The following is an 11,792-nucleotide window of genomic DNA, read 5'->3' on the forward strand; positions in this document are numbered from 1 at the left end:
TAAACGCAATTAAGCAGCTGCTTTACGTGCGTCTTTAATTAACTTAGCAACACGCTCAGATGTTGCCGCGCCAGTAGCAACCCAGTGCTCAACACGGTCTAAATCTAAACGTAAAGTTTCTTCTTGACCACGAGCTAGTGGGTTGAAGAAGCCTACACGTTCGATGAAACGACCGTCACGAGCATTGCGGCTATCAGCAACAACGATATTGTAAAATGGACGCTTTTTTGCGCCGCCACGAGCTAAACGAATGGTAACCATGCGTTTTATTCCTCTAATGATTTGCTAGAAGCAAAAATAAAAACTGGAACCCGTGTTCGCGAAGGTCCCAGAAAGAAAGCCGGAAGATTTTACCTGACTTTGAAACTATTGCAACCCAATGTGCCGTTTTTTACAGCAAAACTGGATTATAGTTGCAAAGCAAGTGTTCTCTTACGGAGATTGAAATATAAATTAACGGCCAGGCATTTTCATGCCAGGTGGAAGCATACCGCTCATTCCTCGCATCATTTTTTTCATGCCGCCTTTGGATGACATTTTTTTCATCATCTTTTGCATTTGAGTAAATTGTTTCAATAAACGATTTACATCTTGAATTTGTGTACCTGAACCTAACGCGATACGACGCTTGCGTGACCCTTTGATAACATCTGGGTTTTTACGCTCTTTGGCTGTCATGGAGTTAATAATCGCTTCCATTTGCCCGGTCATTTTTCCATCTTGAACTTGCGCTAAAGCTTCTGGAGGCAATTGACCAACACCAGGCAGCTTTTCAATCATGTTCATCATGCCGCCCATGTTTTTCATTTGCTGCAATTGTTCACGGAAATCTTCTAAATCAAAGCTACCACCAGCTTTCACTTTTGAAGCAAGCTTCATGGCTTTGTCTTTATCGACACCACGTTCCACTTCTTCAATGAGAGACAGCACATCACCCATACCAAGAATACGCGATGCGATACGGTCTGGGTGGAAAGGTTCAAGTGCGTCAGTTTTTTCACCAACACCTAAAAATTTAATCGGTTTACCGGTAATACTACGAATTGATAACGCTGCACCACCTCGAGCATCACCATCAACTTTGGTTAAGATAACCCCAGTAAGTGGTAATGCTTCATTAAAGGCCTTAGCCGTATTTGCCGCGTCTTGACCTGTCATAGCATCAACAACAAATAAGGTTTCAATCGGTTTTATCACCGCATGAAGTTCTTTAATTTCGTCCATCATGGCTTCGTCAACATGCAAACGACCTGCAGTATCAACAATAACAACATCAATAAACTTTAATTTGGCATGAGCAATAGCCGCTTTAGCTATATCTAAAGGCTTTTGGCTCACATCTGAGGGGAAAAATTCAACCTCAACTTCTGCGGCTAGTGTTTCAAGCTGCTTAATAGCCGCGGGACGATAAACGTCAGCACTGACCACTAATACTGATTTTTTATGGCGAGTGCGTAACAACTTACTAAGCTTAGCGACAGAAGTGGTTTTACCCGCACCTTGTAAACCAGCCATCATAATTACGGCAGGTGGTTGTGCAGCTAAATCTAATGCTTCATTCGCTTCGCCCATTGCGCGTTCAAGTTCACTTTGAACAATCTTAATAAAAGCTTGTCCTGGACTTAAACTTTTTGAGACCTCTTGACCAACTGCGCGCTCTTTGACGCTGTTAACAAATTCTCTTACCACAGGTAACGCAACATCAGCCTCGAGCAAAGCCATGCGGACTTCACGTAAGGTGTCTTTAATGTTGTCTTCCGTTAATCGACCACGACCACTGATATTTTTTAGTGTTCTTGATAGTCTGTCAGATAGATTCTCAAACATTTAACTGCTCTTAATACGCTTCTCGATAATGCGCACTATTATACTCAAAATTTTTTAAGATGCGCGCTTGTGTGACAATTTATTCATTTTTAGTCCAAACGACCGGATAACCTTGGTATAAAAGCATTGGCTTTAACACAAACTCAATCGATTTTTCCTGTGTTTAGAGCATCATTTATGACACAACGTAAATTATTTGCAGCTAAGAGTAGGATACTGTTAAATTTTGCGTATTAGGTCACTGCCCTTATAGGGTAACTTCATGTTAGTCTAACCCTATAATGCCCGTGTACTTTTTATGGCTTGATATTTTATCCAGTCAACATGTCTGTATAACTTGATAGGTTCAAATCGGATGGTTATTTTTTCTGCTTCGGCTATGTTGTTTTATTGTATTGCATTGATCCTTGCTACTAGCCGGCTATTTCATGCTGATGGCCCTAATCGCAAACTCATTATGATCATATCTGCTCTGGGTGTGGTGATGCATGGTTTTGCCTTATCGAATTCCATTTTTACCCTTGATGGGCAAAACTTCAGTTTAACCAATGTAATATCAATGGTTAACTGGATCATCGCCTTTACCTTTACCGTGACATTACCACGACTAAAAGTCATTGTTGTATTACCGGTAATTTATGCCTGTTCTATCATATCTGTTGCTTTACTGTGGTTGTTACCACCTCAATTTATTACTCATTTTGAACTACATCCAGAAATTTTGGCCCATGTAGTGCTATCACTGATGGCTTATAGTGCCTTGATGATTGCAGCACTTTACGCACTCCAGTTATGGATGATTCAAAATAAGCTCAAAACCAAAAAAATGATCATGAGCCCTTCAATACCACCGCTCATGACAGTTGAGCGTCAGCTATATCACTTAGTAGTCATCGGGTTTGTGTTACTCAGCCTGTCACTGATTACTGGATTTGTCTTTCTTGAAGACATGTTTGTCGAAGGAAAAGGCCACAAAGCGATATTATCTATCGTCGCTTGGTTGGTTTATGGCGCAATGCTTTGGCAACATTACACTATAGGTTGTCGTATCCGAACGGCGGTGCTTTATAGCTTATCGGGAGCAGGTTTATTGTCACTAGCCTACTTTGGTGCCCGTATTGTCAAAGAACTTATCCTCAATTAATTACCTTTATTTGTGTTTGAATATAACGGCTATCTAGCTAGATAGCCTTATCAAAGCCCACTACTTTTTTGCAAGTTTATTGCGATAACAACCACTTTCTTTTGCAGTTTAGGGATAATATCCCAGCATATCTCTTGACTCTTTTTGTCAGTCATTAATAATGTCCAACTTAACTCATCCATTTTAGCTGTAAATACAGCTTGTATGCTTTTACGGAGCCCCCTTCTTGGACGCTATATCTACCAGCGCACTCCTGATTTTTCTTTTGGTTTTATTACTGATCTCAGCTTATTTTTCTGGTTCAGAAACCGCCATGATGACTTTAAACCGCTACCGGCTTCGTCATCTAGCAGGTAGTGGACACAAAGGCGCCCAAAGAGCATTAAAAATGCTCGATAGACCAGATCGCTTAATCGGTCTTATTCTTATTGGTAACAACTTAGTCAATATCCTAGCATCCGCTATCGCGACAATTGTTGGTATGCGTTTGTTTGGTGATGTGGGCGTTGCTATTGCCACTGGTGTTTTAACCGTAGTGGTATTAATTTTTGCAGAAGTCACTCCTAAAACCTACGCTGCCTTGCACCCTGAAAGAATTGCTTTCCCTTCAAGCATACTTCTGAAATGGTTACTCATTCTTTTACTTCCTTTGGTCAAATCACTCAACATTATCACCACTGGATTTTTACGCTTGATGGGCATAAAAACCGTACAAACGGATGATGCATTAAGCCAGGAAGAACTTCGAACCGTAGTGCATGAAGCCGGCGCTTTGATCCCGCAACGTCACCAAGAAATGTTGCTATCGATATTAGACTTAGAAAAAGTTACCGTTGAAGATATTATGATTGCGCGTTCAGACATATACGCCATTAACATGAACGATGACTTTAAACTGATTAATAAACTAGTCACTCAAAGTCCGCATACTCGGGTATTGGTATATCGGGACACCATTGATGATGCTGTTGGCTTTATTCACTTACGTGATGCTCTTCGCCTACAATCGAAAGAGCAATTCAGCAAGTCATCATTGTTACGTGCCGTAAAAGAGCTGTACTTCATTCCAGAAGGCACACCGCTGAACGTACAGCTAGCCAATTTCCAACAGAATAAAGAACGTATTGGCCTTGTGGTTGATGAATATGGTGATATCCAAGGACTCGTGACACTTGAAGATATATTGGAAGAAATCGTCGGTGATTTCACCACATCTATGATGACCACCCCGAGTGAAGACATTAATATTCAACAAGATGGTAGTTTCTTGATTGATGCAACCATTAACATTCGTGATTTAAACAAAGAAATGAAATGGGACTTCCCCATCGATGGTCCTAAAACCTTAAATGGCTTAATTGTGGAGTATCTTGAAGATATACCTGCAGCTAAAACAAGCCTTCGTTTAGCGGACTACCACATTGAAGTCATAGAAGTTGCCGACAATATGATCAAACTGGTCCGTATTATGCCAAACTCACCCATTGTTGATAAAAGCGATGACGATGAAATAAGTTAGTATTTTCATTAGAGAATAAAAAAGGCGCTAAGCGCCTTTTTTATTCAGAAAAATCAATGACTACAATCCTCGTTTAGCCGCTTCAATAGCTCTACGCTTATCTCTGGCGATTGGTGTAATTTCAGCATTTAGCTGCTTTTCCCAACCCAATATAAAATACAATTCTGCCATTAAGAAGAATGGACCAATCAGCAATTGGTTCAAATCATCCATGAATGCAGGCTTGGCTTTTTCATATTTATGACCAACAAATTGAATTATCCAGCCAATGACAAATATTGAGATAGCCAGCATGAATGGCTGTGCCGTATGAACCGCCATCTCCGAGGTAATCAATACAGGAATAATAAACAAGGTTAACCCTAAAGCCAATTTGACATGAAGCTTGTAGTAATAAGCCAATACAAACAACATCAATACCATAGCCGCAGTTAATTCCACCCCTGCAATTTCGAAACGGATCGTGCCTAACATCAAAAAGGCCGACCAAATAATCATTGGCACCCCAAAAAAGTGCGTTCTGATGTTTTTGGGATTCAAATGGACGCTTTTGTAAGTGGCTAGTTGTTCTACGGCGGATTTCATTATGGCTCTCAAAGTATATTGTTATAATGATGTTAATTTAGCGCATCTATGTTCATTTTAAAAGCCCATTAAAAAAGGCGCTAATGCGCCTGATTAAAATCCATAACAATAACTCAGCGACTAACTTTCTAGGATCACTGTCGCCACCGCATAATGTAGTTCATCTGCGATGCTGATAAATCCATGACGACCATTCAATAACTCAAGCCGAGCTTTAGCACCATCACTAAAAGTCAGAATTGGCGCACCGTTTTCATCATTATCAATATGAATATGCTGAAAAGATACCCCACGGCCAATACCCGTGCCTAGGGCTTTAGCAGCAGCTTCTTTAGCGGCAAAACGTTTTGCGAGAAAACGTTCTGGTAATTTGGATTGTAAATACACAGTAAACTCAGCATCGGTTAAAATACGCTTAGCTAACTTGTCGCCAATGCGTTCACGTTGTTCACGTATTCGTGCAATTTCAACAATGTCAGTACCTATGCCAATAATTGCCATTATTCGCCTCTGCGACCTTCAAGCATCAACTGCTTCATATCGCGTACGGCCTTTTCAAGCCCATCAATTGCAGCGCGCGCAACGACGGCATGGCCAATATTTAACTCATATAATTCAGGGATCGCCGCAATTGGCTTCACATTATGATAATGCAGCCCGTGTCCAGCATTAACCACTAAGCCTTTACTGTGGGCATAAGCAGCCATTTCTGCAATACGTTTTAGCTCTGACGCCTGTTCTGCATCTGTGTGTGCATCAGCATAACAACCTGTATGTATTTCAATGTAAGGTGCACCAGATGCAACAGCTGCATCGATTTGCAGTTTGTCTGCGTCGATAAATAAAGACACTTTAATGCCATTTGCTGCCAAGCGGGTTACTGCTAAAGTGATTTTATCTAACTGACCAGCGACATCTAAGCCACCTTCTGTGGTTAGCTCTTCACGCTTTTCAGGCACTAAGCAAGCGTAAGCCGGCTTAACTTCACACGCAATCGCGATCATTTCTTCAGTTACAGCAAATTCAAAATTCATTCGCGTCTTAAGGGTTTTTGCTAATAAATACACATCTCTGTCTTGAATATGGCGACGATCTTCACGTAAATGAATGGTAATACCATCCGCGCCAGCATGCTCGGCAACAGCAGCCGCATGAATTGGATCAGGATAATTAGTGCCACGAGCCTGACGAAGGGTCGCAATATGATCGATATTAATACCTAAAAGAATAGCGCTCACGGAAGGTTCCTTAACGTGATGACAAAATAGTGTGAATGTTATTGTACTGACAACTGTGGCTGAATTCGAGATTATTTAATGAATAGTTGACGGCTTAATAAAGGCTTAGTGCCTAGCAATGGCGCTAGCAAGAAACGCATTAAGCCTTTAGCCGAGTTAAGGTGCTCAGCGGGCAAATTTTCAAGCTGAAGAGCAATCAACATTGCACCTGGCACTACACTTTTACCGTGGTTAAATACGCCTACAGCATGCTGTAATACAGGGATAAAGCCACAGTCAGCTTCTAAACGATAGAAACTCTGGGCATCAATCGCATTCCCCTCAACATCATATTGCAAGGATGGTAATGCACCTAGCTCGAGTAACAATGCTTTCTCAAAAAAGCGTAAGTGGCTTGAGCAAAAGGCCTTAGCCAAAGCTAAAACACTTCGATGATAAGCTAAAAATAACGCTTCGGTTTGGTGCTCAACCGTTAATAACCGTACGGTAAGTTCGTTTAAATAAAACCCTGAATACAAGCTATTGCCTGTTAATGGAATGGCTGGGGCGGCAGCTTCAATATGGGTAATGGTTTTTAACGATAAATTCTTGGCTTCAGATTGGGCACTAAATTGAATAATGAGGGGTTGAAAAGGTTGTAAAATGGACTTAATGGAACGTTTACCGCTGCCAGTGCGAACGATGGCATCAACTCGCCCGACACCATCAATGAGTAAGTTAACTATCACGCTAGACTCACGATAAGCACGGTGATGTAAAACATAGCCACGCTTCATTGTGGCCATGTTAATGTCACCTGGTGAGTATTGCCGCCAATGTGGTTAGTCTTCACCATAACCTAAGCTACGAAGCGCACGTTCATCATCAGCCCAACCCGATTTAACTTTGACCCAAATCTCAAGAAACACTTTATTATCAAATAGGGTTTCCATATCTAATCTGGCTTGGGTCGCAATGGTGCGTATACGTTCACCTTTATTGCCAATAACCATGCGTTTCTGGCCATCGCGTTCAACTAAAATCAGTGCATTGATTTGATAGACACCATTGTCCATCATTTTAAATTGCTCAATTTCAACGGTGCAATCATAAGGTAATTCATCACCTAAAAAGCGCATTAGTTTTTCACGGACAATTTCCGATGCCATGAAACGTTGTGAGCGATCGGTGACATAATCTTCAGGAAAGTAAAACGGTGCTTTAGGAAGTGACGTTTGCGCTAACTCTAAAATACGCTGCACGTTAGTGCCTTTATTCGCTGAAATAGGCAAAATATCATCAAAGTCAAATTTCTTGCCCAATTCACTTAAATAAGGGAATAAGGCCTCTTTATCTTTGATGTTATCAACCTTATTAATGGCTAACACAATTTTACGATCGTCGTTACGATGCTTGATTTTTTGTAAAACCATTTCATCGTCAGCAGTCCAGGTCATTCCATCAACAACAAAAATCACCATAGACACATCAGCCAATGAACTGGCAGCGGCACGGTTCATTAAACGGTTAATGGCGCGCTTTTCTTCAATGTGTAAACCTGGCGTATCAATAAATACGATTTGTTTAGGGCCATCGCTATGAATACCCATAATACGATGGCGCGTGGTTTGTGGCTTTTTAGACGTAATGCTGACTTTTTGGCCAAGTAATTTATTCAGTAAAGTCGACTTGCCCACATTAGGACGGCCAACAATGGCAACCATACCGCAATAAGTCACATCATATTGAGCTGTGGCCTCGGGTGCTGCAAGGTTCATTCTTGACAATAACTCATTTAAGCTTGGCTCATTTTCAGCCTGCTCTTGTTGATCTGGCAAGTCGTTTTTCTTGGTCATTTGTTCAGTAACTCCAACACCTGAGCGGCCGCTAGCTGCTCAGCTTTTCTTCTTGAACTTGCTACGCCAATAACGACATCAGCCAAATCCGTAATACGACACTCAACCGTAAAGGTTTGATCGTGTGCTTCACCTTCAACTTTAACCACCTGATAATCAGGTAACGGTTTTTTAAAACCTTGAAGGTGCTCTTGTAAAATTGTCTTAGGATCTTTTTGATTGATGCCTGGCTTAATTTTAGCTAAACGTTGCTCATACCAGCTCAATAATAAAGCACGGCAAGCATCAATGTTCGCATCTAGATAGACTGCACCAATGATGGCCTCAACCGCGTCAGCCAAAATAGATTCACGTCTAAAGCCACCACTTTTAAGTTCACCTGGGCCTAAAAATAGGTAATCGCCTAACTTAAACTCTTTAGCAATCAAGGTAAGCGTATCGCCTTTCACCAATGTTGCACGCATACGACTTAAATCACCTTCCGTAGCTTTAGGAAACTGGTGATATAAAGCGTCCGATATCACAATAGATAAGATCGAATCACCTAAAAACTCTAAACGCTCGTTATGTTTATTTGCTGCACTGCGGTGAGTCAAGGCTTGGATCAATAAGTTAATGTCGTTAAATTCATAACCTAAGGTACGACAAAGTCTAGGTAAGTTTTTAATCGGTTCCATTACTTAATTCCACCCGTGCGCTCAAAACGAACTCCACTTGGTACCCACGTAGGTAAAAAATCGCTTGCTTCGCGGTCAAACTCAAAACTTACCCAAATAGCGACCGCTTTACCAACAAGATTAGCTTCTGGCACGAAGCCCCAAAAACGACTATCTGTACTGTTATCGCGGTTATCACCCATGGCAAAGTACTGCCCTTCTGGTACAACAAACTCACCGGTTTGTGTCCCCGCTTGCTGATAAAAATGCTGTCTAAAATCAGGGCGAGATGGATTGATTAAAATATCATGCGCAAAGCCAGATGTTATTTCAGTGTAGCGAGTCAAAGGGACATTTTCTTGAGTAAACTCACCTTGGTTAAGTTCTATATGTTCAATAACCAATGGCTCTGGACAAACATTATCTGTGCTACATTTAGGCTGGATACTCAATTGCTTATTACGGTATACCACTGTATCACCCGGTAAGCCTACAACACGTTTAATGTAATCAATTGATGGGTTTTCAGGGTATTTAAATACAAATACATCGCCCCGCTCTGGCTCACCAGTTTCGACTAATTTGGTGCGCCATACAGGATCTCGTAAGCCATAACTGAATTTTTCAACCAAGATAAAATCACCCACTAGCAAGGTGGGCATCATTGACCCTGATGGTATTTGAAATGGTTCGTAAATAAATGAACGCAGAATCATTACAAATGCAATCACAGGAAAAATAGAGTGCGCGGTTTCGACTAACACTGGCTCGCGAATAATTTTATCAATTGCTTCGTCACTGAGTTGTTTTGAACCAGATTGAGCTAAAGCCAATTTCTCTTTGCGTTTAGGTGCAAAAAACACCACATCAATCAGCCAAATCAGACCGCTGATAAGGGTGACAAGTACAAGAATGGTAGAAAAGTGAGCTGCCATTACTGATAGAACTCCTAATTATAAGTCTTACACTTTAAAGGTTATTATCTAAAAAAACAGTGTAAGCCATTGTCGACGACTCATTACTGGCAAACTTTTGCAGATAAATTAGATTTATTATAACGATAACGCCGCTAAATGCGGCGTTATCTTAGAAGCAATTGAGTTAATTATGATTAATCATTTAACTTCAATACTGCTAAGAATGCCTCTTGAGGCACCTCAACGTTACCCACCTGCTTCATACGCTTCTTACCTTCTTTCTGCTTATTAAGCAGTTTCTTCTTACGTGAAACGTCACCACCATAACACTTAGCGGTTACGTCTTTACGCAGGGCTTTAATCGTTGAACGCGCAACAATTTGACTGCCAATCGCGGCTTGAATTGCGATATCAAACATCTGTCTTGGAATAAGCTCTTTCATTTTTTCAACAAGGGCTAAACCACGATGACGAATATTAGTGCGGTGAATAATCATCGCAAGTGCATCAACGCGATCGCCATTGATAAGGATATCTAAACGCACCATATCAGCAGGATCAAAACGAATGAAGTTATACTCCAATGACGCATAACCACGACTTGTTGACTTCAAACGGTCAAAGAAGTCCATGACCACTTCTGCCATTGGGATATGGTAAGTAACCGCTACTTGGTTACCGTGGTAAACCATATTGGTTTGCATTCCGCGCTTATCAATACATAAGGTAATCACGTTACCCAAGTATTCTTTTGGCACTAGAATATTCGCTTCAACAATTGGCTCACGCACTTCTTCAATGTTATTTAATGGTGGCAAATCTGATGGATTATCAACATAAATAATATCACCATTGGTCATTTGCACTTCATAAACTACAGTTGGCGCAGTGGTGATCAATTCAAGATTATATTCGCGCTCTAAACGCTCTTGAACGATCTCCATGTGCAGTAAACCAAGGTAACCAATACGGAAACCAAAGCCCAGTGCACCTGATGTTTCTGGCTCGAAAAACAGTGATGCATCGTTTAGTGATAATTTGTTCAATGCTTCACGGAAGTTTTCATATTCGTCTGTCGAAATAGGGAAAACACCCGCATAAACCTGAGGTTTTACTTTTTTAAACCCTGGAAGCGGTTTCTCTGCACCATGTTTGGCATGAGTTAAAGTATCACCTACTGGTGCGCCATGGATCTCTTTGATACCAGAAATTACATACCCTACTTCACCCGCTCGAAGCTCAGGCTCGTCCTGCTCTTTAGGTGTAAAAATACCGACGCGATCCGCGTTATAGTTTTGTCCGGTAGACATCACTTTAAACTTGTCGCCTTTCTTTAGCACACCATGTTTAATACGTACTAAAGACACTACACCTAAATATGCATCAAACCAAGAGTCAATGATCAGCGCTTGTAAGGGTGCATTTTCATCGCCTTCTGGGGGAGGAATTTTAGCTACAATTTCTTCAAGTACATCTTCAATACCAACGCCCGTTTTAGCTGAGCAACGCACAGCATCCATAGCATCAATACCAACAATGTCTTCAATCTCGGCAGCAACCCTATCTGGCTCAGCTTGAGGTAAATCGATTTTGTTTAGCACAGGAACCACATCAAGGTTCATATCTAACGCGGTATAACAGTTAGCTAACGTTTGCGCTTCAACACCTTGACCAGCATCTACTACTAACAATGCACCTTCACAGGCGGCTAGTGAGCGAGACACTTCGTATGAAAAATCTACGTGTCCTGGAGTGTCAATGAAGTTTAATTGATAAATGTTTCCATCTTTAGCTTTATAGTCCAAAGTCACGCTTTGGGCTTTAATGGTAATGCCACGCTCACGTTCAATGTCCATTGAATCGAGAACCTGAGCAGCCATCTCGCGGTCACTTAAGCCGCCACAAAACTGGATAAGACGATCCGATAAGGTGGATTTGCCGTGGTCGATATGGGCAATAATTGAAAAGTTTCTAATGTGTTTCATTATGAGGCAATGACTACTACTAAAAAGGGTGAAAAATATGGTGTGAAATTGTACCTGATAAGGGTGCTAATACCAATCAGATTCAT

General features: G+C 41.2%; 12 protein-coding genes. 2 read left to right on the top strand and 10 right to left on the bottom strand.

The window, feature by feature from the left end:
- Window positions 1-9 precede the first annotated feature (9 nt).
- A complete protein-coding gene (rpsP, locus tag ORI98_RS01770) occupies window positions 10-261 on the bottom strand; it encodes a 30S ribosomal protein S16 (RefSeq protein ID WP_160053063.1) in 252 nt (83 codons plus the stop codon).
- A gap of 192 nt (window positions 262-453) precedes the next feature.
- Window positions 454-1,827, bottom strand: coding sequence for a signal recognition particle protein (ffh, locus tag ORI98_RS01775; protein ID WP_261297561.1), 1,374 nt, complete (start codon window positions 1,825-1,827; stop codon window positions 454-456).
- Between the two features lie 355 nt (window positions 1,828-2,182).
- Here ffh and ORI98_RS01780 point away from each other — a divergent pair, with 355 nt between their 5' ends.
- Together ORI98_RS01780 and ORI98_RS01785 are read left to right on the top strand one after the other, a co-directional pair.
- Window positions 2,183-2,971 carry an inner membrane protein YpjD gene (locus tag ORI98_RS01780; protein WP_306134012.1) on the top strand — a complete coding sequence of 263 codons (789 nt, stop codon included), beginning with the start codon at window positions 2,183-2,185 and terminating at the stop codon, window positions 2,969-2,971.
- A 226-nt stretch (window positions 2,972-3,197) separates the two neighbouring features.
- A complete protein-coding gene (locus ORI98_RS01785; protein WP_261297559.1) occupies window positions 3,198-4,490 on the top strand; it encodes an HlyC/CorC family transporter in 1,293 nt (430 codons plus the stop codon).
- A 60-nt stretch (window positions 4,491-4,550) separates the two neighbouring features.
- Here ORI98_RS01785 and ORI98_RS01790 read toward each other — a convergent pair whose 3' ends face one another.
- The 8 genes from ORI98_RS01790 to lepA all read right to left on the bottom strand — a co-directional run bounded on the left by ORI98_RS01790 (window position 4,551) and on the right by lepA (window position 11,706).
- Window positions 4,551-5,075 carry a DUF962 domain-containing protein gene (locus ORI98_RS01790; RefSeq protein ID WP_306134013.1) on the bottom strand — a complete coding sequence of 175 codons (525 nt, stop codon included), beginning with the start codon at window positions 5,073-5,075 and terminating at the stop codon, window positions 4,551-4,553.
- A 120-nt stretch (window positions 5,076-5,195) separates the two neighbouring features.
- Window positions 5,196-5,576 (bottom strand): holo-ACP synthase, encoded by a 381-nt coding sequence (gene acpS, locus ORI98_RS01795; protein ID WP_261297557.1) that lies wholly within the window; start codon window positions 5,574-5,576, stop codon window positions 5,196-5,198.
- A complete protein-coding gene (gene pdxJ / locus ORI98_RS01800; protein ID WP_306134014.1) occupies window positions 5,576-6,313 on the bottom strand; it encodes a pyridoxine 5'-phosphate synthase in 738 nt (245 codons plus the stop codon). The genes acpS and pdxJ overlap by 1 nt, the downstream gene beginning before the upstream one ends.
- A gap of 71 nt (window positions 6,314-6,384) precedes the next feature.
- Window positions 6,385-7,089 carry a DNA repair protein RecO gene (gene recO, locus ORI98_RS01805; RefSeq protein WP_261297620.1) on the bottom strand — a complete coding sequence of 235 codons (705 nt, stop codon included), beginning with the start codon at window positions 7,087-7,089 and terminating at the stop codon, window positions 6,385-6,387.
- Window positions 7,090-7,134: 45 nt separating this feature from the next.
- On the bottom strand, window positions 7,135-8,148 hold the full coding sequence (gene era / locus ORI98_RS01810; RefSeq protein WP_306134015.1) for a GTPase Era: 1,014 nt from the start codon (window positions 8,146-8,148) through the stop codon (window positions 7,135-7,137).
- A complete protein-coding gene (gene rnc, locus ORI98_RS01815; RefSeq protein ID WP_261297554.1) occupies window positions 8,145-8,825 on the bottom strand; it encodes a ribonuclease III in 681 nt (226 codons plus the stop codon). The genes era and rnc overlap by 4 nt, the downstream gene beginning before the upstream one ends.
- Entirely contained in the window at window positions 8,825-9,739 is a 915-nt protein-coding gene (gene lepB, locus ORI98_RS01820; RefSeq protein ID WP_306134016.1) for a signal peptidase I, read from the bottom strand. Before lepB ends, rnc begins: the two co-directional genes overlap by 1 nt.
- Before the next feature lie 176 nt (window positions 9,740-9,915).
- Entirely contained in the window at window positions 9,916-11,706 is a 1,791-nt protein-coding gene (lepA, locus tag ORI98_RS01825) for a translation elongation factor 4 (RefSeq protein WP_306134017.1), read from the bottom strand.
- Window positions 11,707-11,792 lie beyond the last annotated feature (86 nt).

Source organism: Shewanella sp. ULN5 (assembly GCF_030731885.1).
GTDB classification, from domain to species: Bacteria; Pseudomonadota; Gammaproteobacteria; order Enterobacterales; family Shewanellaceae; genus Shewanella; species Shewanella holmiensis.

Coding starts and splice junctions, on each gene's coding strand:
- rpsP (WP_160053063.1), bottom strand. CDS start 261: ATGGTTACCATTCGTTTAGCTCGTGGCGGCGCAAAAAAGCGTCCATTT.
- ffh (WP_261297561.1), bottom strand. CDS start 1,827: ATGTTTGAGAATCTATCTGACAGACTATCAAGAACACTAAAAAATATC.
- ORI98_RS01780 (WP_306134012.1), top strand. CDS start 2,183: ATGGTTATTTTTTCTGCTTCGGCTATGTTGTTTTATTGTATTGCATTG.
- ORI98_RS01790 (WP_306134013.1), bottom strand. CDS start 5,075: ATGAAATCCGCCGTAGAACAACTAGCCACTTACAAAAGCGTCCATTTG.
- acpS (WP_261297557.1), bottom strand. CDS start 5,576: ATGGCAATTATTGGCATAGGTACTGACATTGTTGAAATTGCACGAATA.
- recO (WP_261297620.1), bottom strand. CDS start 7,089: ATGAAGCGTGGCTATGTTTTACATCACCGTGCTTATCGTGAGTCTAGC.
- era (WP_306134015.1), bottom strand. CDS start 8,148: ATGACCAAGAAAAACGACTTGCCAGATCAACAAGAGCAGGCTGAAAAT.
- rnc (WP_261297554.1), bottom strand. CDS start 8,825: ATGGAACCGATTAAAAACTTACCTAGACTTTGTCGTACCTTAGGTTAT.
- lepB (WP_306134016.1), bottom strand. CDS start 9,739: ATGGCAGCTCACTTTTCTACCATTCTTGTACTTGTCACCCTTATCAGC.
- lepA (WP_306134017.1), bottom strand. CDS start 11,706: ATGAAACACATTAGAAACTTTTCAATTATTGCCCATATCGACCACGGC.